The sequence below is a fragment of the Streptomyces sp. AJS327 genome (genome assembly GCF_013450295.1).
Lineage (GTDB): Bacteria > Actinomycetota > Actinomycetes > Streptomycetales > Streptomycetaceae > Streptomyces.
This window is the reverse complement of record NZ_SKBR01000003.1, coordinates 377,561-398,552: the sequence shown is the minus strand read 5'-3', so window position 1 is coordinate 398,552 and position 20,992 is coordinate 377,561. Positions and strand designations below refer to the sequence as shown.

Here is a 20,992-nt window from a genome sequence, read left to right as displayed (position 1 = left end):
GCTCCGGGGCCCGTTCGGCGGGGCCCGGGGCGCGGGACCACTCCGCGCCCAGCGCGGACGCGGAGTGGCGGAGAGGGACGGCGGTCCATCCGCCGTCGTACGACAGGGAGTTCGATGAAGACTCGTGTGGTCCTGTTACAGCAGGGCGTGTGGGGCAGCTCCGCCGCCTCCATGCCCCTGGCCGTCGGCTACCTCAAGGCGAACGCCGAGGCGGATCCCCGCCTCCGGCGAGCGATGGACTTCACCATCCGCAACTACCCGGGGGACACACGGCTGTCGGCGATGAGCCGCGACCTGTTCCGCGACGGCGCCCCGGACGTCCTGTGCGCCTCCGTGCTCGGCTGGAACCACCGGGCGTTCGGCTCCCTCGCGGAGACCTTCAAGCAGATCAACCCGCGCGGCTGGGTGGTCTTCGGCGGCAACCACGTGGCCCACCAGGCCGACCGCGTCTTCGGAATGTTCCCGCAGGTCGACGTGGTGGTGAACGGCGAGGGCGAACAGGTCTTCACCGAGCTGATGCACGCCCGCCTCGACGGCGCCGAACCCTCCGCGCTGCACGGCATCGCGGGCGTCTCCTTCCGGGAGCCGGGCGGCGGCGTCCACACCACCGCCGAACGCCCCCGCCTCGACGACCTCGACGCGCTGCCCTCCCCGATCCTCTCCGGAGCCATCCCCCTCACCCGCGCCGACGGCCGGTTCGCCTACGACTACGCGCTGATGGAGACCAACCGGGGCTGCCCCTACAAGTGCGGCTTCTGCTACTGGGGCGGCGCCACCGGACAGAAAATGCGCGCCTTCTCCCGCGAACGCCTGCGTGAGGAGGTCGAGTTGCTGGCCCGGCACGGCGTGGAGTCGCTGCTGTTGTGCGACTCCAACTTCGGAATGCTCCGCCAGGACGAGGAGTTCCTGGACGACCTGCTGCGCATCCGCTCCCGCCACGGCTACCCGAAGCGGCTGGAGACCTCCTGGGCGAAGAACAAGTCGGCGGGCTTCTACCGGATCATGGAGCGGATGAAGGACGCCGGGATGCACAGCGCCTTCATCCTCGCCCTCCAGAGCATGGACGACCAGGTGCTGGAGGTCATGGGCCGCCGCAACATGCGGCTGAACGAGTGGGAGGACCTGGTCTCCTGGCTCACCGACCACGAGATCACGCCGTACCTCGAACTCATCTGGGGAGCGCCCGGCGAGACCGTCGAGTCGTTCCTGTCCGGCTACGACCGGGTGTCCCGACACACTCCGTTCGTCGCCGTGCACCCGCTGATGATCCTGCCCAACACCGACTACCACGACAAGCGCGAACAGCACGGCCTGGTCACCGTCCGCGGCGAGCAGGACGACTTCGAGTACCTGCTCTCCCACCACACCATGACCCCGCGCGACAACGAGCGGATGCTCCGCTTCATCTGCTGGAACCGCGTGCTGGCCCGCAGCCTCTGGCTGCACAACCTGTGGGTGGCGCTCCGCGAGATCGCCGGGATCCAGCAGTCCGCGGTGATCCTCAGCTTCTCCGACTGGGTGGAGTCCAGTACCGATCCGGACGCCCGCCGCCTGCACACCGTGGCCGACCCGACGGGCTCGGCCAGCGAGCAGGTCAACCCGGACGTGTGGCGGCTGCTCACCAAGGGGCTGCTGCGCTCCTGGTGGCGGGAGGCCATGCGGCCCGAGGTACCGGAGGAACACCGTGCCCTGCTGGACGAGGTCTTCCGCTACGACCTGGCCTGCCAGCCGGTCCGTCCACTGCCCGACGGCTCCGGCCCGGAGGAGGACCTGCCGGTCGTCGAACTCCACGGCGAACAGTGGTACCTGCGCGAGCGCGTGGACTTCGCCTACCCCGTGCCCGAACTGGTCGCGGCGCTCCGCAGAGGCGAGCGCGTCAGCGCCGAACCGGCCCCGGTGACCACCTCTTTCTACTACCGGATCGGCTTCGGGAACGACGTCCAGCACTACTTCCGGATGGACATCTACCGAGGGCGGACCGAACAGCAGATCACCGACCACCGCGCCCGCGTACCCGACTGACCCCGCCCGGCCCCCGGCGGACCACGGGCGCCCCGGCCAATCGGCCCGGAGCGCCCCCGCCCCCCGACGAGAAGTGCCTCCGTACGACCCAGAGCGTCCCGCCCGGCAGCTCCACCGACCCGAGCGGCGCCCCGGCCCCCGGCCACCCCGGACACCGGCCCGCGCCGCGCAACGCGAAGGAGACCCGCATGGACCGCGCCGAACTCATCCAGGAACTCCACAAGATCGCTGGCGAGATGGCCAAGCCCGGCCAGGACTCCTCCCCCGTGGAGGGCGCCGGAGAGGGGGGTGACACCAGCCTCATCGACCGGTACGGCTTCAGCTCCCTCGACGCCCTGGAGTACCTGCTGATCCTGGAGGAGAAGTTCGAGGTCGTCTTCGAGGACGAGGACCTGACCGAGGAGACCCTGTTCTCCATCGACGGACTCGCCACCTACATCCTCCAGCAGAAGGTCAGCGGCAGCCCCTCCAGCTGACGCACCACCGCCGCGACTCCGTTCCACGCACCGGGTGTTGGGCGACCACCACCGGAGCCGGACGCTGACGCCGGACACCGGAGCCGGGCGTCAGCACCGTACGGAGGTACGGCACCAAGCACCGCGGGCATCGCACGCACCGCACCCGCACGGCACGCGCACCACGGCACCAAGCACCCTCCGCGCACCCGACGTCGCACGCCAGAGAGGCGCCCCGTGGACCGTCCTGTCAACCACACCCGCAGCGCACGCTCCCCCACCTCGCTCAGCGTGGTCATCCCCACCAGGGCACGCACCACGCGGCTGCTGCTCACCCTCGCCGCACTCCGCGAACAGCGGTTGCCCGAGGGGCGGTTCGACGTGGTGCTGGTGAACGACGCCCCCGACCGACGGGTAGTGGACGAGGTGCTGGCCGTCCTCCCCGACGGGCTGCGCCTCCAGGTGGCGGACAGCGGCGGACGGGGCGTCGCGCACGCCCGGAACGTCGGAGCCGAACTCGCCCAAGAGGACCTGCTGTTCTTCCTGGACGACGACACCGTGGCCGCCCCGGGACTACTCGCCGCCCACCTGGCCGCCCACGCCGAGGCGGTCCGTTCGCGGACGCCCGGCCACCAGCCGGGAGCGCCCCCGCCCAACGGCGGCACCGCGTCCGGCGGCGTCGTCCACGGCCGGATCACCGACCTCTCCGCCTTCACGCTCACGCCCGAACCGGAGGTGCTGGCCGCCCGGTTGGTGGGTGCGCGCGGACGCTCCATCGGCCCCTCCGAGGCCGCCGACCTCAGCCGGGAGGCGCCACGGTTCGGGCCGCGCCGCTCGTTCATCGAACGCGTCGCGCGGAAGGCGGTGGAGACACCGGAGTACCGCGCGCTGGCCTGGCTCTCCTGCGTCGGCACCAACACCAGCCTCTGGCGGGCGGACTTCGAGCGGGCCGGACGGTTCGACGCGAGCTACGGCACCCTGTGGGGCGGCGAGGACCTGGAGTTGGGGCTCCGCCTCGCCGCGTCCGGATGCTCCTTCCAGATGATCGACGCCACCGGCTACCACCTGCCCACCGCCCGCCGCCGGGTGACCGAGACGCTCCCGAGGTTCTGGCGGCTGGTGGCCGAACGCCACGGCGACCCCGCGCTGGAGCGGGTCGGCGCCTTCCTCCTCGGCCGGATGGAACTCGCGGAGCTGGCCGCCCTCCTGTCCCACCGCGTCCCCCGCCCGCACACCAGCCCGGCCACGCCCCACGACCCCGAACAGGCCACCGGCACCGGCCAGACCCCGCGCACCGGGCGGACCGCCGACGCCGGGCAGGCCACGGAGCAGGCCACCGGGCAGGCCACCGGCAGCGGCCGTCCCGCCGCCCCGGACCGGTCACGCGCCGCCAACCCAGCACGTACACCCGCTGGTTGGGCCGCCGCCCCGCTCCCCACCCCGAACGGCGCCGCACGGCCGGGGACCACCGGATGACCGCCGTCCCCGCTCCCCCAACCAGGCCCGGCGCCAACTCCGGTGTGTGGGAGGGCAGCTGGTGCGCGGACGAGGCCGGAGAGAGCGCGCTGGGCGGCACCACCACCACCGTGCTCGGCGCCGCACTCGCCCAACTGTCCCCCGACGCGGGCTCCGTGGCCCCCATCCTGCTCGCGGCCACCGACTACAGCGCCACTACGACCGCACGGTACGTACGGCGCTGCGCCGACGCCGAGGCGGGCGGCCGCCGCATCCGGCCCTCCTTCTCCATGGACCCCGAACCGGCCCAGCTGCTCCAGGAGTTCGCACTCCAGGGTCGGTGGACCGGACCCGGCTACGTCCTCATCAGTCCGGACACCGCGCTCCCGCAGGCGCTGCGCTGGGCGCGCGCGAGCGTCGCCCGGGGCCTGCACCGGGGCGTCGTCGTCTGCGCGCTGACCGCGCTCCCGGACGGGCACGGCTACCGGGTCAGCGCGCTCCCCGTAGCCGCCCCGGGCCATCTCACCCCCGCCGCCGCGCCCGCGACCACCGAGGCGCCCGTCTCCGGAGCCGAACCCGCTCCGGCGCCCCACCTCCCCCCGGATCGGCGGCCCCAACTCCCCCCGGAACAGGGGCGGGAGGGGAGTGCGTCAGCCCCGGAGGGACCCGTGGTGGTGTCCGGCGTCGGGCTGGTGACGGCGCTGGGCGACGGGGTGGACGCCTTCTGGCACGGGCTGCTCGCCGGACGGGTCGCCCAGGGCCCCGTCACCCGCTTCGGCACGGACCGCTTCCGGGCCTCCACCGCCTGCGAGACCCCGATCCGCCCCTCGGCGGGCGAACCGGTACGCCACACGCTGGTGGCCCGCGCCCGCGCCGAGGCCCTGGCCGACGCCGGACTGACCGACCCCGGAGGAGACGACCCCGGAGGAGACGGCCCTGGGCGGGACAGCCGGGATGGTTCCCATGTCCCCTGCCTCGCCCGCACGTTGGTGGTGCACGCCGGGGTCGTACCGCATCTGCCCACGGTCGCCGGGGAGCCGGGCGTCGCGGAGATCGCGCTCGGCCCGGCGGGCGACGACGACGGGCTGCCGGTGCCCCCCGGGAACCGCGCGCTCCTCGCCCACGCCTGCGCCACCGGCGCCTTCGGCCTGGCCATGGGACGCGAGTGGCTGCTGAGCGGGCTGGTGGACACCGTGCTGCTGATCGGGGTGTCCGCGCTGAACGTCTACGACTTCGCCACCCTGGACGTGCTGCGCGCCACCTCCACCACCGGGGCGCGCCCCTTCGACGAGCGGCGCGGCGGGGTTGTCATCGGGGAGGGCGCCGGGGTGCTGGTGCTGGAGACGGCCGAGCGGGCGGCGGACCGGGGACACGTACCGGCGGCCCAACTGGCGGGCGTCGCCTGCCGGGTGGGCGGTGCGGGCACCACCGCGCTGAACGCCGGACTGGGCGCCACCTGCATGCGGCTGGCGCTGGACATGGCGGGGCTGCGGGCCCCCGACGCGGTGTGCGGGCACGCGCCGGGCACCCGGCAGGGCGACGAGGCGGAGCTGCTGGCGCTGGACCAGCTGGGCGCCGAGCGGGGCTGGAGCCACCGGCCGCCGGTCAGCTCGTACAAGGGCGGGGCGGGGCATCTGCTGCACGCCGCGCTGTTCCCGGCGGTCGCGGCGGCCGTCCGCGCGCTGCGGGAGGGAGTGGCACCGGGCACCCCGGGGCTGGAGACGCCGCTGCCCACCCGCCGGGTGCGGCTGCCGCGCGCGCCCGAGCCGCTGCCCGGGCTGCGGTCGGTGCTGGTCAGCAACTTCGGCTTCGGGGGCAACAACGCGGCGGCGGTGCTGACCCGCCCCACCGTCCGCCCGCCCCACCCCCGCACCTCCACCGCCCCGTCGGCCGCCGCCGCGAGCCCGCGCACCGGCGTCGGCGCCGGTAGGGGCATCGGGCCGGGCCCCGCCACCGCGCGGTCCGGCGGCGCCGCCGCGCCCCCGCCACCGGGCGAGACCCATACGGACACCCATACCGGCACCGGCCCACACGACCGGACATACATCGCGGACGCACGGCCATCCCGCAATTCGGGTCATGCGGTGCATGCTGGTGCGAAGGACGGTGGGTCGGCACCCGCGAAGGCAGCCGCGTCGCCTCCCGGGGAGCCGTCCACGGCGCCTCCCGGGGAGCCACCCGGCGCGGCGGTGACACAGAACGCGCACGCGCGGCACGAAGCGGCGAGTCCCCGGCCAGGAAGGCGAGTTGGGGCCGGAGGCGGCGCACGCGGACCAGGACCGGGGCGACCGCGCGGGACACCCGGCGGGGCGTTCGACGCAGCGGGAAGGGAGTAGCTATGGCGGACGTGGTGCTGCTGACGCCACGCGAGATTCTGACCGGATTCGCCAGCATCAACAACCAGAACGTCCTCATCAACGACGAGGAGTACCTGAAACTCGATCCGGCCATGCGGCTGTTCTACGAGAAGGTGCGGGAGAACCTCGGACTGGCCTGTATCGCGGGCCAGTTACGGTCCTCCGGCTACTCCGTGCGGGCGCTGAACCTGCACGGCAGGAACCCGAGCGACGAGGTCATCACCGACCTCGTCCGCCGGGAGCGACCCAGCTTCGTGGGCATCAGCATCATGTACGACCTGCACATCGTGGACGCCGTACGGCTGTTGCGCTGCGTCCGGGCCGCCGACCCCGCCGTGTTCGTGGCGATCGGCGGCGCCTTCTGCACGTACAACGCCAAGTTCATCGCCGAACGCATCCCGGAGGCCGACTGCGTGGCCTTCGGCGAGGGCGAACTCACCGTGCAGGGACTGATGGACGCGCTCGCCGCGGGACGCGACTGGCGCACCGTCCCGGGCATCTACTACTGGCGGGGCGACCGGGTGCGCAGCAGCGGCCCGCCGAAGCTCCCGGACCTCAACGCGGCGGCCTGGCCCGCGCGGGACGTGCTCGTCAACCACCGGGCGCAGGGCATCCGCACGCCGGTGGCCTCGACGTACACCAGCCGGGGCTGCCACGCCAAGTGCACCTTCTGCTACGTGCCGCGCGCCCCCGGCGCTGTCGCGGGCCAGGCGTGGCGGGTGCGGTCCCCGATCGACGTGGTGGACGAGATCGAGTTCCTGCAACGGGACTTCGGCACCCGCTTCCTCTGGTTCAACGACGACAACTTCGGTGGCGCCTTCCAGGACGGCTACCACCACGCCGTCGGCTTCGCCGAGGAGCTGCTCCGGCGCGACGTGCGTATCAACTTCCACTGCGAGTTCCGCGTCGACACCGGGCTCATCGACCGCGAGGCGCTGCGCACCCTGCGCCGCGCCGGGATGGCCTCCGCGCTGCTCGGCATGGAGACGGGCTCGCCCAGCATGGCCAAGCGGATCCGCAAGGGCACCACCATCGACTACAACACCGACGCGGCGCGGCTGTTCCAGGAGGAGCGGATCGAGCTGGAACCCGGCTGGATCATGATCGATCCGGGGTCCACCGTCGACGAGCTGTGGGAGAACCTCCAGTTCATCGTCGCCACCGGGATCGCGGTGAGCGAGAACCCGTTCTCCTTCGTCAGCCGGGCCATCGCGCTCCGCGGCACCGAGATGTACGACAAGATTGCGGACCCGCTGCCGCCCGAGATATCCGGGGTGGACGGGCCCGCGGGCGCCGTCCTCAGCGAGGCCCGCCGCGACTACCGGGTGGTGGACGAGCGGGTCGAGGCGATCTGGCACGCCTGGAGCGCGGTGTCCGCCGAGGTCAGCGACCGCAAGGAGGAGCTGCCGTTCGTCGCGCAGCTCATCGTCGACGCCACCCGGACGCGCCGGGCGCGCGGCAGCGAGGGCCTACGGCCGCTGCTGAGCAGTCTGCGCGGCTGGGTGGCCGATCTGCCGGTGCTGCTGATCGCCTTCCTCAACCACGCGCTGCTGCGGGGGGACGAGGGCGGGCCGCGGCTCGGAGAGCGGCTGGAGGAGGAGTTGCGGGCGATGGTCGAGCGGTACGACCGCGACCATCTGGGCCGCACCTACGTCGAGTTCGTGGAGCACGCCAAGCGGCTCTGCGCCGAACGGGAAGCAGTGGCCGGCTGAATCCGGCGGCCCCGGACGTGCGGCGGCGGAGCGGGCCGCGCGCCCGGGCCGGGTTGCCGGGAGAGGAAGGGAACGCCATGTCCGACGTGGTCCTGTTGACGCCGCGCGAGATACCCACCGGTGCCGCGAGCCTCAACAACCAGAACGTCCTCATCAACGACGAGGAGTACCTGCGACTCGACCCCGCGATGCGCCTGTTCTACAAGCGCGTCCGGGAGAACCTCGGAGTGGCCTGTATCGCGGGCCAGTTACGCGGCAACGGCTACCAGGTGACGGCGCTCAACCTGCACGGCAGGAACCCGAGCGACGAGATGATCACGGACCTCATCCGCCGGGAACGGCCCAGCTTCGTCGGCATCAGCATCATGTACGACCTGCACATCGTGGACGCCGTACGGCTGTTGCGCTGCGTCCGGGCCGCCGACCCCGCCGTGTTCGTGGCGATCGGCGGCGCCTTCTGCACGTACAACGCCAAGCTGATCGCCGAACGCATCCCGGAGGCCGACTGCGTGGCCTTCGGCGAGGGCGAACTCACCGTGCAGCGGCTGATGGAGGCCCTCGCCGCCGGACGCGACTGGCGCACCGTGCGCGGCCTCTACTACTGGAGCGACGGCAAGGTCCGCACCAGCGGCCCGCCCGAACTCCCCGACCTCGCCACCGTTCCCTGGCCCGGCCGGGACCTGCTGGCCCACCACCGGGCCGTTGGCATCCCCACCCCGCGCGCCTCGACGTACACCAGCCGGGGCTGCCACGCCAAGTGCACCTTCTGCTACGCGCCCCGGCAGCCCGGGGTGGTGGACGGCCCCTGGCGGGTGCGGCCCATCGAGGACGCCGTGGACGAGATCGAGTTCCTGCAACGGGACTTCGGCACCCGCTTCCTCTGGTTCAACGACGACAACTTCGGCGGCGCCTTCCAGGACGGCTACCACCACGCCGTCGGCTTCGCCGAGGAGGTGCTGCGCCGCGACCTCAAAATCAACTTCCACTGCGAGTTCCGCGTCGACACGGGACTCATCGACCGCGAGGCGCTGCGCACCCTGCGCCGCGCCGGGATGGACCTGGCGCTGCTCGGCATGGAGAGCGGCGCGCCCGGGGTGATGAAGCGCTTCCGCAAGGGCACCACCGTCGACTACAACTTCGACGCCGCCCGCCTGTTCCGGCAGGAGCGCATCGAGCTGGAACCCGGCTGGATCATGATCGAACCGGGCACCACCCTGGACGAGCTGTGGGAGAACCTGAAGTTCATCGTGGCCGCCCAGGTCCACGAGAGCGAGAACCCGTTCTTCCTCATCAACCGGGCCATCGCGCTGCGCGGCACCGAGATCTACGACAAGGCCAAGGCGTACGACGAGCCCCCCAACCCGGGCCTGGAGGGGCCCACCTGGGAGATCCTGCGCACCGCCCGCCGCGAGTACCGGCTCTCGGACCGCCGGATCGAGGACCTGTGGACCGCCTGGAGCGCGGTGTCCGCCGACATCAACGACCGCAAGGAGAACGAGGTCCCCTTCCTCGCCCAGGGCATCGCGGACGCCGTACGCCACCGGCGCTCCGGGCACGCCGCCGGCGGCGCCTCCCCCGAGGGGACGGCGGCCGCCGGGAGCGCCCAACCAGCCGAGGACCCGCGCCCGATGCTGCGCCAGCTGCGCCGCTGGGACCAGGACCTCACGGAGCTGCTGATCGCCTTCCTCAACCTCGGGCTGCTCCTCGCCGACGAGGACCCACCCGACCTCGCGGCCCGGCTGGAGACCGAACTCCGGGCCCTGGTCGACGAGTACGACCGTCGGCATCTCGGCTGCACCTTCCCGGACTTCGCCCTCGCGGCGGCCCGGGCCTGTGGTGACAACGCCCGCGTCCAGGTCAGGAGTTGAGCAGGTGACCCCCGAACAGCCCCCGGCCCCCGGGCGGTCGGCGCCCCCGCCCGCACCGTCCCGGCCGCCGTCGTCGGCCGGGTCCCCGGCCCCCACGCGGACCGTACGGTTCGCCGGGATCGGCTGCGGCCGGGTCTTCCAGCGCTACCACCTCCCGGTGGCGGCGGCCCTTCCGGCCGTTCAGCCCGTCGGCGGCGTGGACACCGACCCCCAACGGGCCGCCGGGGCCCTCGCGGACCACCCCGGCGCCTGGACCGGGACCTCCGTCAAACGGCTGCTGGAGGAGGCGCGACCCGACCTGGTCAGCGTGTGCACCCCGAACGACGCGCACACCGAACCGGTCCTCGCCGCGCTGGACGCCGGAGTCGCGGTGCTCTGCGAGAAACCCCTCGCGGACACCGCCGGGGCGGCCCGGCGCCTGGCCGAACACCCCGCCGCCGACCGGCTGCTCGGGGTCAACCTGCCCTACCGCTTCCACGAACTCCTGGTCCCACTCCGGGAGTTGACGGCCTCCGGGGCGCGGGAGGTCACCTTCACCTTCCACACCGCGGGCGACCGCCTCTGGCGCGCCTGCACCCCCTGGTACGGGGACGCGCGGCGGGCGGGCGGCGGCGCGCTGCTCGACCTCGGCCCGCACGCCCTCGACCCGCTGCTCACCCTCTTCGGTGAGCCCCGGCTCCGTTCCTGCCGCGTCGACTCCCCCGAGGTGGAGGAACGCGCGGAACTGGAGCTGGACTTCGACGGGGTACCCGCGTTGCTCCGCGTCGACCGCGCCAGCCGGCGCCTCGGCATGACGCTGACCGTACGCACCCGCGACGGCGACCACACCCTCGACTTCCGCCGGGGCCAACTCCACCTGCCCGACGACACCGTGCTGGAGGCCACCGAACCCCACCCCGAACTCGCCGCCATCACCCACTACTTCGGCGCCCACACCACTGGCCAGCCCCACGCCCCGGGGCCCCGGCCCGATCCGCAGGCCCCGCCCGGCGTCGTCCCCGCGCGGGACGCCCTCCGCCTCCAGACCCTCGTGGAGACCGCCTACGCCCACGCCCAGCCCTTCCCCTAGCCACAGGACGGGCGGCCGTTGCCGGGTGCGGAGTTCACACGGCGGCGGTGACCAGCAGCGTCGGGATGTGCCCGGGCTCGGGCGCGTCGATCACGGTCGCCTCGGCGGTCCGGAACCCGGCCCGGGTCAGCAGCCGCTCCCACACCGGGGGCCGGAAGCTGTAGCGGTAAGTGAACATCGCGGGCCCGGTGAACCCGCCCTTGTACATGCCCTGCGGGCCGTAGGCGCCGGGAATGGCCGGGGGCTGGGAGAACACGAACCGGCCGTTCCCGGTGAGCCGTTCACGGACGAGCGGGAAGAGCCGCAGCGGGTCAGCGAACCACGCACACCCGAACACGGAGTAGATCGCGTCGTACGTGGCCTCGTGGCTGGCGAGATGGTCGAGGACCTCCCCCCGTACGAACTCCGCCCCCGTCGCTCCCCAGCGCTCGCGGAGCTTCCCGACCATGACCGGGGACAGATCCAGCCCTGTCGCGCGGCAGCCCTGCCCGGCGAGGTAGGCCGTGGCGCGGCCGGTGCCGCAACCGATCTCCAGCGTGCTCCTGGGCTCCCCGCCACGTACCGCGTCAGCGGCTCTCCGCGCCCTCGCGCCGGGCGAACTCCACCAGACCCGCGAAACCCGCACGCGACAGCGAAAGCTCCGGGCCATCCACCACCTTGCTGTCCCGCACCCTGAACTCCCCCGTAGCCACCGCGTGTTCCGGCGCCCACTCGACGCAATTGCCCCCCTGGCCATCGCTGTACGAACTGCTGACCCAGCGCATCTCACGTGCCTCCGGCATGCTGCTCATGAGCGTGCTCCTCCACCACAGATCGGACGAGACGTGGTGACCGGACACCACTGCCCGGCCACCACCAACAAGCCTTCACACAGCATCAGTTAGCCGAAAGCGGAAGACGAGCCAATCAGCCCTCGCGCCGGGCGAACTCCACCAGACCCGCGAAACCCGCACGCGACAGCGAAAGCTCCGGGCCATCCACCACCTTGCTGTCCCGCACCCTGAACTCCCCCGTAGCCACCGCGTGTTCCGGCGCCCACTCGACGCACTGGCCTCCCTGAGCGTCACTGTACGAACTGCTGACCCAGCGCATCTCACGTGCTTCCGGCATGCTGCTCATGAGCGTGCTCCTCCATGATCGAGTGGATATGGCGCAGGGACCGGGTCTCGGACTCGGCCGAAGCGCGTAGCCGATCATACGTATCCGCCCAGTTCCGCACGGCCGTCGCGGAGTCGTTCACGTGCCCGTGGCCCGTGGTCTCCGAGTACAGGATGGCCGCCCCGTCAGCCTGCGTCAGCAGGGTAAACGGTAGTCCCGACGCCGGAGCACCGGCCGCGAACGGCAGGACCTGAAGCAGGACGTGCGGGCTGGCCGCCTTCCTGAGCAGGTGCTCCAACTGCGCCACCATCACGGCCCGGCTGCCGACCACCGTCCGCAGCACCGCCTCGTGGAGGATCACCCAGAGCAGCGGCGGAGCCTCCCGGTCCAGGATCTCCTGGCGCCGCATCCGCACCTCGACCCGCCTCTTGATCTGCTCATCCGAGTCCCGGAGGTGCCCCGCCCGGAAAAGGGCCTGGGCATACTCCGCCGTCTGAAGCGCGCCCATAACAAAGGCGTTTGAATAGTCCTCGACCGTCGACGCGGTCTTTTCCAGCTCCAGATAGGGGATGAACCATTCGGGGTGCCCCTGTTTGCTGAGCTTGGCGCGGAGGCGGGTATACACCCCCGGCGTACCGGCCACCCGGTCTATGGCCTCCGCGAAAGCCTCCGAGGCCAGTACGGTGCCGTTCTCCACCTTGCTTACCTGTGCCTGCTGGTAGTGCAACTGGTCCGCGAACTTTCCCTGCGAAAGTCCCAGCGCTTCCCGGAGCGCCTTTACCTCCGCCCCGAAGTACGCGGCGCCGTTCGCGGGCTGCCGTTCCTGCTCGGTTTCCTCGGCCATTACTTCAACTCCCCGGCTTGCTCAGTCCTTTGGAATGGCGCCAGACCTGTTGAGCGTACGTGTTTCGAAGCCATGGTGTGAGTGAGTAGTCACGCAGAGCACGTGAGACGAACGTCCACGACGTACGAAACGGTAGTAATGACCACGAAGCGGCGAACGCCCAGGGAGCACGGCGCGAACCGGACGGCGCACGGGGATGGACGTGCCTGCGGAGGGGCGTGCACGGCAGAGCACGTACGCCCGGTGCACCCCCGGAGCACGCCTCAGCGCCCCGATGTCCACGCGCCGACCGCCCGCCCGAGACCGGGCTACTCCCCACCGCCGCGACCGCGGCCAGCCACCGGACCAGCGAGAGGAGAAACCCCCCCCCATGACATGCAGCCATTGGCTGGACGTGCCCCTGAAGATGCGAGCCGCCGCTCTCGACTTCCCGAACGGACCGGCCGAGGAAGACGAGATTCCGGACATGGTCTACTGCGAACTGGACCGCCACCCGTACGGCCAACACATCGCCCTGCTACGGGACTTGGACGTGGCGAGGGACGGCGGCGCGGTGTGGCTCACCTGGGCGGGCTGGGGCCGGGACATCGACGTCCAGCGCTTCGGCTACTGCCCGTCGAGCAGCCCCGGGCGGGACGATGCCTGCTGGCTGCCCTCGGACCACCGGGGCGGCCACACCTGGGAGCGGTACGAGTGAGCTGAGGCTCCGCCGAGCCGAGACCCCGCCCCCGCCGGTGACCTGACACCGGTTCTCCCACCGTTCCGGCGGGGGCGGTCACGCCGCGCACACCTCGGAACGCACGCCCGAACCGCACACCTCGGGACGCACGCCCGCGCCAGCGGACCCGCGACGGGCGGGGCCGGGGGCGGGGGCGGGCGGGGCCGGGGGCGGGCGGGCTCCGTGAGGTCGTGGCGGAGGGCTCGTTCCGGGGTCCGGGGGAGGGGCGCCGGGGGCCCGCCGGAGCCCCGGCGCGAGGCCCGGCCCCCTCCGCTTTGCACCCGGCAACTCAGCTGTGGGCTGGTCCAGTTGACGAGCACGCGTGTGACGTGCGGCGTCTCGGCTGGCGTACTGCCGCGACCGCCCCGCCGGACGCCCCGTACGATTCCCCGTCATGGGGACGGTGGAACAACGGGTGGACGCGGTCTGCCGAGCGGCCGAGGCTGGAGACGTGGACGCCAAGCGGGAGTTGGGGCGCCTGCTCTGCCTGTTGCCGGTGGACAAGCAGCGCTGGCCCGGGGAGGTCGAGCTGAGCGAAGCGCTGGCCGCCCGCCCGGACGACCCCGAGTCCGCCGTACTCCTCGCCGCCCGCCTCGTGCAGCAGATGGACCTGATCTACTCGGCGTTCGCCCGTGAGTTGGAGCCCGACGAGTTGGGGGAACTGGACGGCCTCCAGCCGCCCACGGACCCGCGCGGCCCGGACATCGGCCATGTCTCCGGCACCCACCGCCCGTTGGACCGCTCGGACCCGTGTGGCTCCGGCGACGGCTCCGGCGCGGACCAGGCCGCCGTCCAGGCCCGCGACCCGAAGTCGATCGAACTAGCCGAGGTGCGGCTGGAGTTGGCGCGCAAGCGCCGTGAGGCCACCGAGCTGTACGAACGCGTCCTGGCCGCGCATCCCGCCCATCCGGCGGCACGTGCCGGACTCGCGGCCCTGCGGGACGTCCCGGCGGCGGCCTTCACCTCCGGCGGGTACAGCCACTACCTGGTCCAGGGCGACTTCTGGAGCGGATCGTCCGGCGGCCGGGAGCGACTGGTCGTCGCGGACGCCGAGGAGCTGCGCTGGGCCTGCGAGTACTGGTTCGCGGAACTCTCCGCGTTCCGCATCTACGAACTGTCGGTACACACGGCCGGGGAGCGGGTGAGCACCATCAACCTGGAGGCGCTGGCCCGGAACGCGGACGACTCCTTCGACTGGAGCCGGATAGACATCCCTCCGCTCCCCACCACCCCACTGCCGCCGGGCCACCCCGTCCGCGTGGACGGCTCCGCCATCCAGTACGGCTGGGGCCTCCTCCAACTCGGCTGACGGGTCCCTCAGTCCGTCGGCCGAACCGAGAACGCGGTGCCCGCGCCACCGGAGGGTCACGCGGGCAGCGCGCCGCCTGGGGCGACGTCGACCCGTCGGCGTCCCGGCCTCCCCGGTGGTTCAGTGGGGGATCTCGTCGATCAGTTCGCGGGCGCCCTGCCGGAGCAGGGCCACGGCCACGGAGGTGCCCAGGGTCGCCGGGTCGAGCCGTCCGGCCCACTCGTGCGCGTTCAGCACCGTCTTTCCGTCGGGGGTGAACACGGAGGCGCGCAGGGAGAGTTCGCCGTTGCCCTCGGTGCGCGCGTACCCGGCGATGGGCGAGTTGCAGTGGCCCTGGAGCACGTGCAGCAGCATCCGCTCGGCGGTGGCCTCCCGGTAGGTCGCCGGATGGCCCAACCCGCTGACGGCGTCGATCAGTTCGGTGTCGCCCTCCCGGCACTGGAGGACGAGGATGCCCGCACCGATCGGCGGCATCACCGTCTCGACCGGCAGCACCTCGGAGATGACGTCGGTACGGTCGATGCGCTCCAGGCCCGCGACGGCCAGCAGCAGCGCGTCCGCCTCGCCCGCCGCCATCTTCTCCATCCGCCGGTTGGCGTTCCCGCGCATCGGGACGCACTCCAGATGCGGGTAGGAGGCGGCGAGTTGGGCCACGCGGCGCACCGAGGAGGTGCCGATCCGCGTCCCCGGGGGCAGCTGCGCCAGGGTGCGCCCGGCCGGGTCGATCAGCGCGTCCCGGATGTCGTCGCGCTCCAGGTAGGCGGCGAAGGTCGTTCCGGCGGGCAGCGGCCGGTCGGCCGGTACGTCCTTGACGCAGTGCACCGCGAGGTCTGCCGCACCGGCGAGCAGGGCCGCGTCGACCTCCTTGGTGAAGGCCCCCTTGCCGTCCACCTCGGAGAGGCTGCCCATCCACCGGTCGCCGGTGGTCTTCACCGGCACGACCTCGGTACGGGTGCCGGGGAGGAGTTCGGCCAGCGCGGTGCGGACCCGCCGCACCTGCGCCAGCGCCATGGGGGAGTCCCGGGTGACGATGCGGATGAACTCAGGGTCCGACATGTGCCTCACGATAGCCCGTCACACGGGGGCCGTTGACCACGGATACCCCGCCTCACCCGCCGTCCACCGAGCCGCGCTCGCCCGCCCCGGGGGCGGCGCTCGCCGGTCCCGGAGGCGCGCCCGCCACCCCGCCGTACGCCGCACCGGAGCCGGGCAGCCGCGGGTCTACGCTGGTCAGTGGCGATACGACGGGCACGGCGGGGCGGAGAGGACGGGCGGACATGACGGACGCGGACGGCGGCGAGCGCCCCCCACGGAGCGACCGGCCGCAGCCGGCCCAAGGGGCCGAAGGGGCCGTTCCGGGCGGGTCGCGGGACGGCACCCGGGTCACCCGGGCGGGGCTTCCGGAGTCGCTGGCCTACACGCCCTCCCTCCCCGGACCGGCGTTCGCCGCGCACTACCACCTGCCGGGCGCCGTGGAGGGCGCCCCGTACTCGTACGGGCGGGACGCCAACCCGACGTGGACGGCGCTGGAGCGGGCCATCCTGGAACTGGAGGTCCCCGGCTCAACCGAGGCTCCCGCGACCGGCACGCCGACCGGCTCCCCGACCGGCGAACTCCCGGGCGAGTCCGGCCCGGATGGGGAGCAGCCGGAGTGTGTGGTCTTCGCCTCCGGGATGGCGGCGTTGTCGGCCGTGCTCTTCTCCCAGCTGCGGCAGGGCGACACGGCGGTACTCCCCTCCGACGGCTACCAGTTGCTGCCCGCGCTCCGCGAACGGCTGGAGGGCTTCGGCGTCACCGTGCACACCGCGCCCACCGCCGAGGAGGCCCAACTGCCCCTGCTGGACGGGGCACGACTGCTGTGGATCGAGTCCCCGAGCAACCCGGTCCTGGACGTCTGCGACATCCGGCGGCTCACCGAGGCGGCGCGGCGCGCGGGTGCGCTGGTCGCCGTCGACAACACCCTCGCCACCCCGCTCGGTCAGCGCCCCCTCGCGCTCGGCGCCGACTTCGCCGTCGCCAGCGGGACGAAGGCGCTGACCGGGCACGGCGACGTGCTGCTCGGCTATGTGGTCTGCCGGAACCGGGAGTTGGCGGACTCGGTACGGCAGTGGCGGAAGACGATCGGCGCGATTCCGGGTCCGATGGAGGCGTGGCTGGCCCACCGCTCGCTGGCCACCCTGGACGTGCGTACCGCCCGGCAGGCCGCCAACGCCCTCGCCGTGGCGGAGGCGTTGGAGCTGCGGCCGGAGGTCTCGGACGTCCGGCACCCCGGGCTGCCGGGCGATCCCGGACACGCGCGGGCCGTACGGCAGATGCGCCGCTTCGGCTGTGTGGTCTCCTTCACGCTCCCGGACCTGGAGTTCGCCGAACGCTTCCTCGCCGCCCTGCGGTTCGTGGACAGCGCGACCAGCTTCGGCGGCGTCCGCTCGACCGCCGAACGGCGTGGCCGCTGGGGCGGCGACGCGGTCCCGGAGGGTTTCGTCCGGCTGTCCGTCGGAGTGGAGGACCCGGCGGACCTGGTGGCCGATCTGCGCCAGGCGCTCGACGCCGCCGCCACCCACCCCCCGCACCCCGCGCCCCCGAGCGGCGCCAACCTCCCGCCACACCACGGCAGTCACCACCCCCTGCCCCCGCCCACCTGACCCCCGCCGGACGGGAAGGGGCCTGGGGCCGGGGCACTTGGACGGCCGGGGACGGGGCCGGAGGGTCAGGCGCCGGTGGTGCCGTCCACGCGCTCCCGGAGCAGGTCGGCGTGGCCGTTGTGCCGGGCGTACTCCTCGATCATGTGGACCAGGATCCAGCGCAGCGAGGCCCCGGGAGCGCCGACCGCCTCCGCCTCCTCCGACGGGAACCGGCCGAGGGCGTCCAACTCGGCCCCGGCGATCGCCTTCCGGGCCTCCTCGACCTCGGCGCGCCAGGTGGTCAGCGCCTCGTCCAGCCCCCGGCCGGGGACGAGTTCGAAGCCCTCGTCGCTGTCGTCCCCGTACAGCGACGGCACGTCCCGCACGGCGAACACCCGCTGGAACCAGAAGCGTTCCATCTCGGCCAGGTGCTGGACGAGGCCGAGCAGCGTCATGGTGGAGGGCTCCGCGGCGGCGGTGCGCGCCTGCTGGTCGTCCAGCCCCACGCACTTCAGCTCCAGGGTGGCGCGGTGGAAGTCCAGCCAGCCCTCCAGCGTGGCGCGTTCGTCGGCGCTGAGCGGCGGCATCGGACGGCTCTCGGGTGTCATCGTCATGGCCTGATCATGGCAGAGGCCCGGTCGCCGCCCAGAGGGACGCCCAGCTCAGACCGGCGGTACGGGCGGCGGCGCGGATCCGGCGCGCCCGGGCGTCCCGGGCCCGGCGCCCGCCGTGGACCGCCCGTCCGCCCCGAGCCGCCGGTAGAGCACGGCGAGCACGAGGTGCGCGAGCGGCAGCGTCACGGCGGCGCTGACGGTCAGGGCGACCGCGAGCGGCGCGAGGGCCCCGGCGGCGTCCGCGACATAGGTGTTCTCGGTGACCAGCGACAGGACGGCGGACCTGACGCCGTCGCGCGACGCGCCCGCCAACTCCCGTACGACCAGCAGGAGTCCGGCGGTGAGCAGGCCCAGGGAGAGCGCGAGGGCGCCGAGGCGCGGCCACACCGTCCCGCCCCGGGCCGTCCGCCGCCACACCAGCGACCAGGAGCGGTGCAGCGCGTCCACCGGGGCCAGGCCGTCCGTGGCGGCGGCGGCCGGGGCGAGGAGCAGCCCGAGGCCGAGCGCCAGTGCGGGCAGGACGCCCAGCACCGGCGCGAACACCCACACCGCGCCGGAGACGGGGTCCGGTACGACGGGCGCCACGGTGGAGGCGAGCGCGAGGGAGATCAGCAGCCCGCAGACGAGCGGAATCCCCACGCTCACCCCGCGCAGCACATGGGTCCGGCCGACCAGGGCGAGCCGCGCGCGCTGACCGTCCCCGGCGCCGTCCCCAACTCCCGGACGAGCACCGCCGGTCCGGGCGCGTCCACGGCCCGCGCCGGAGGCCCCGGCGTCGTCCGGGCCACCCCCGGCGTCGTCCGGACCGCCCGCGAGGTCCGTGGCGACGGCCCGGGCGCAGACGAGTTGCGAGGCGGCGCGGCCGAGCCCCAGGAGCAGCAGGTACAGCGGCAGGGTGAGAAGGAGGACGAGCCAGACACCGCTGCCGTCCGGCGTGTACGAGTCCTCCATCCGGCGGGCGGTCAGCGCCCCCTCCCACATGTCGCTGAAGCTCGGCCAGGCCAGGAGGAAGGCCACGACGGTCAGCGTCAGGGCCGCCAGCAGACACCAGCCGGCGACGCGGAACGCCTCGCGGAGCAGCACCCGCCACCGGCGGCGCAGCACCCCGAACGAGCAGACGAGCAGGCCCGGTTGGGTGCCGTCGCGACTCGGCACCGGCCATCGCGCGGTCCGGTCCGCCGCCGGACGCTGCGGGTTGTTCCCGGGCACCGCCCCGCTCTCCGGTCGCCGCGTCGGGTCCATGGGCCGTTCCTTCCGTCGAAGGGTGCCGCCGGTCGGTGAGCCGCCGCCGATCCGCCGGGTGGCCGCCCGACCGGGTCGCCGACCACGGCGGGGGAGCGCGGCCCGCGACATCGCGGTACCGCCGGGTCGTGCGGCGGCGCCGGGCCGCGACGTCGGGCTGTCGCGGGGAGGCACGCGGGAGCGCGACGGATGGTTCCATCGGGCTCGCGCGCGCCGGGCGCGGATCCACACGACGAACCGCCCGCGCGTCCGCCCCTCACCCCGGTCCCGCGTCCGCTCTGGTGTCCCCGTACCCGTCCGCGCCCCTCCCGGGTCGGCGTCCGACCGGGTCCGCGCGGTGGGCGTCCGGTTCGGCCCGGTCACCCGGAGCGGCGGCGCTCCTCCTCGGTGTCCGCGATCGGGGTCTCGGCGGGCGCGCGACTGGAGAACCCCGGGTGTGAGTAGCCCAGTTGCGGGGTGCGCTGCTCGGGCGGCGGAGTGGCGGGCGGCCGCCCCTGGTTCCGGGCGTCGGCCGCCTCCCGGAGGAAGGGGACGATGCCGCGCTCCACCAGCGCCTCCCGCCAGGCGTCCCGCGCCTCCGCGACCTGCTCGGAGAGCGGCTGACGCGTCTCCGCGCGCGGCCCGACCGGCCGCTGCGCGGCGGGCGTTCGCCGTGCGCCGTCGCCCGTGACGCGGCCCGGGGCGCGGACGGAGCGGGAGCCGTTGCGCAGCGCGCTCCGCCAGACGGCGGCCATGGAGATCAGCGCGGCGGCGGCCGCCATGGCGGCGAACGCCCAGCCCGCCGTGCGGATCGGGGCCGCCATGGCCGGTTCGGGGCTGACCAGCAGCAGCGCGTAGCCGATCAGCAGGAAGATCAGGGCGGCGGTGCCCGCGAGCACCGGGGCCAGCACGGAGACGACGGCGGTGACCCCGGCGCCCGCGCTCTCCGCCAGCCCGTCCCCGAGCGTCCCGCTCCGAACCCCCGGCTGCCCGTACGCTCCCGGCTCACCGCCCAACCCGTGCTCTGGCGTGGCGTCCTGGTCCCGTCGTGGGCTCTCCGTCGCGGCCGTACCCGCCAGTTGGCGTCCGGCCGCGGTCCCGTCCCCGGAGTCGCCGCTTCGCGTGCCGCCGCCGCTTCCCGAACGGCCGCCGGTCTCCGCGCCGTCGCCGACTCCGGTGCCGTCCGTCCCAGGGAAGCCGCCCGGGGAGGAGTCCGGGGAGCGATCCGGCGTGGCAACGGCCCCGTCCGGCCCGCCCGTTCCGGCTCTGGTACCCGAACCGGCCGCCGTCAGGGCCTCGTTGGTGGCGTCCCCTCCGTGCCCGGCGGTCTCCCGCCACTCCGCGCGCAGCCGGACGAACCGCTGGTACTCGACGGCGGCGCAGGCCGCGATCGCGACGGTGGCGCCGAGCGCCATGGCCCGCAACTCCTCGGTGCCGGGCCGGTCCTGGGCGGACGCGTTCCCCGGCGGACGGGGCTCGGCGCGCAGCGCGGCGTCCACGGCCCGCTCGAACTCGGGCCGGTCTTCAGGCAGCAGGTGCGGAGCGCTGTTCATGTGCATCCCCCGATGCTCCGTAGGGCCGTGGTGGCCGGACGACGGGCAGGGCAGGTGACAGTGGAGCGTGCACGTA

The 20,992-nt window shown here is 73.6% G+C and carries 17 protein-coding genes and 1 pseudogene; 10 read left to right on the top strand and 8 right to left on the bottom strand.

The window, feature by feature from the left end:
- Window positions 1–114: 114 nt before the first annotated feature.
- From E0L36_RS19045 to E0L36_RS19015, 7 genes are all read left to right on the top strand, one after another.
- Window positions 115–2,022, top strand: a complete 1,908-nt coding sequence (locus E0L36_RS19045) for a KedN5 family methylcobalamin-dependent radical SAM C-methyltransferase (protein WP_180930337.1) — start codon at window positions 115–117, stop codon at window positions 2,020–2,022.
- 188 nt (window positions 2,023–2,210) lie between these two features.
- Window positions 2,211–2,498, top strand: a complete 288-nt coding sequence (locus E0L36_RS19040; protein WP_180930336.1) for an acyl carrier protein — start codon at window positions 2,211–2,213, stop codon at window positions 2,496–2,498.
- Window positions 2,499–2,714: 216 nt separating this feature from the next.
- Window positions 2,715–3,953, top strand: coding sequence for a glycosyltransferase (locus E0L36_RS19035; RefSeq protein ID WP_180930335.1), 1,239 nt, complete (start codon window positions 2,715–2,717; stop codon window positions 3,951–3,953).
- A complete protein-coding gene (locus E0L36_RS19030) occupies window positions 3,950–6,268 on the top strand; it encodes a beta-ketoacyl synthase N-terminal-like domain-containing protein (protein WP_180930334.1) in 2,319 nt (772 codons plus the stop codon). The genes E0L36_RS19035 and E0L36_RS19030 overlap by 4 nt, the downstream gene beginning before the upstream one ends.
- A gap of 2 nt (window positions 6,269–6,270) precedes the next feature.
- Window positions 6,271–8,001 (top strand): B12-binding domain-containing radical SAM protein, encoded by a 1,731-nt coding sequence (locus E0L36_RS19025; protein ID WP_180930333.1) that lies wholly within the window; start codon window positions 6,271–6,273, stop codon window positions 7,999–8,001.
- A 77-nt stretch (window positions 8,002–8,078) separates the two neighbouring features.
- The gene (locus E0L36_RS19020) at window positions 8,079–9,869 is read left to right on the top strand and encodes a B12-binding domain-containing radical SAM protein (RefSeq protein WP_180930332.1); all 1,791 of its coding nucleotides are present in this window, start codon (window positions 8,079–8,081) and stop codon (window positions 9,867–9,869) included.
- Window positions 9,870–9,873: 4 nt separating this feature from the next.
- Window positions 9,874–10,938 carry a Gfo/Idh/MocA family protein gene (locus E0L36_RS19015; protein WP_180930331.1) on the top strand — a complete coding sequence of 355 codons (1,065 nt, stop codon included), beginning with the start codon at window positions 9,874–9,876 and terminating at the stop codon, window positions 10,936–10,938.
- Window positions 10,939–10,972: 34 nt separating this feature from the next.
- On the opposite strand, the pseudogene E0L36_RS19010 reads toward E0L36_RS19015, so the two are convergent.
- The 4 genes and pseudogenes from E0L36_RS19010 to E0L36_RS18995 all read right to left on the bottom strand — a co-directional run.
- Window positions 10,973–11,491: pseudogene (locus E0L36_RS19010) on the bottom strand (class I SAM-dependent methyltransferase); the annotation flags it as partial.
- A gap of 13 nt (window positions 11,492–11,504) precedes the next feature.
- A complete protein-coding gene (locus tag E0L36_RS19005; RefSeq protein WP_180930329.1) occupies window positions 11,505–11,729 on the bottom strand; it encodes a DUF397 domain-containing protein in 225 nt (74 codons plus the stop codon).
- Between the two features lie 115 nt (window positions 11,730–11,844).
- A complete protein-coding gene (locus E0L36_RS19000; RefSeq protein ID WP_180930328.1) occupies window positions 11,845–12,057 on the bottom strand; it encodes a DUF397 domain-containing protein in 213 nt (70 codons plus the stop codon).
- Window positions 12,032–12,880, bottom strand: coding sequence for a helix-turn-helix transcriptional regulator (locus E0L36_RS18995; protein ID WP_180930327.1), 849 nt, complete (start codon window positions 12,878–12,880; stop codon window positions 12,032–12,034). The genes E0L36_RS19000 and E0L36_RS18995 overlap by 26 nt, the downstream gene beginning before the upstream one ends.
- A gap of 370 nt (window positions 12,881–13,250) precedes the next feature.
- Between E0L36_RS18995 and E0L36_RS18990 the strand changes: the two genes are divergently transcribed.
- Together E0L36_RS18990 and E0L36_RS18985 are read left to right on the top strand one after the other, a co-directional pair.
- Complete coding sequence (locus E0L36_RS18990; RefSeq protein WP_180930326.1) at window positions 13,251–13,577, top strand: hypothetical protein; 327 nt, start codon at window positions 13,251–13,253, stop codon at window positions 13,575–13,577.
- Window positions 13,578–13,992: 415 nt separating this feature from the next.
- Window positions 13,993–14,907 carry a hypothetical protein gene (locus tag E0L36_RS18985; protein WP_180930325.1) on the top strand — a complete coding sequence of 305 codons (915 nt, stop codon included), beginning with the start codon at window positions 13,993–13,995 and terminating at the stop codon, window positions 14,905–14,907.
- A gap of 120 nt (window positions 14,908–15,027) precedes the next feature.
- On the opposite strand, the gene hemC is transcribed toward E0L36_RS18985, so the two are convergent.
- Entirely contained in the window at window positions 15,028–15,963 is a 936-nt protein-coding gene (gene hemC, locus E0L36_RS18980; RefSeq protein ID WP_180930324.1) for a hydroxymethylbilane synthase, read from the bottom strand.
- Between the two features lie 221 nt (window positions 15,964–16,184).
- Here hemC and E0L36_RS18975 point away from each other — a divergent pair, with 221 nt between their 5' ends.
- Window positions 16,185–17,549 (top strand): cystathionine gamma-lyase, encoded by a 1,365-nt coding sequence (locus tag E0L36_RS18975; RefSeq protein WP_180930323.1) that lies wholly within the window; start codon window positions 16,185–16,187, stop codon window positions 17,547–17,549.
- A 65-nt stretch (window positions 17,550–17,614) separates the two neighbouring features.
- Here E0L36_RS18975 and E0L36_RS18970 read toward each other — a convergent pair whose 3' ends face one another.
- The 3 genes from E0L36_RS18970 to E0L36_RS18960 all read right to left on the bottom strand — a co-directional run bounded on the left by E0L36_RS18970 (window position 17,615) and on the right by E0L36_RS18960 (window position 20,922).
- The gene (locus E0L36_RS18970) at window positions 17,615–18,142 is read right to left on the bottom strand and encodes a DinB family protein (RefSeq protein ID WP_180930322.1); all 528 of its coding nucleotides are present in this window, start codon (window positions 18,140–18,142) and stop codon (window positions 17,615–17,617) included.
- A 48-nt stretch (window positions 18,143–18,190) separates the two neighbouring features.
- Window positions 18,191–19,384 carry a hypothetical protein gene (locus E0L36_RS18965; protein WP_180930321.1) on the bottom strand — a complete coding sequence of 398 codons (1,194 nt, stop codon included), beginning with the start codon at window positions 19,382–19,384 and terminating at the stop codon, window positions 18,191–18,193.
- A gap of 359 nt (window positions 19,385–19,743) precedes the next feature.
- Complete coding sequence (locus tag E0L36_RS18960) at window positions 19,744–20,922, bottom strand: hypothetical protein (RefSeq protein ID WP_180930320.1); 1,179 nt, start codon at window positions 20,920–20,922, stop codon at window positions 19,744–19,746.
- Window positions 20,923–20,992 lie beyond the last annotated feature (70 nt).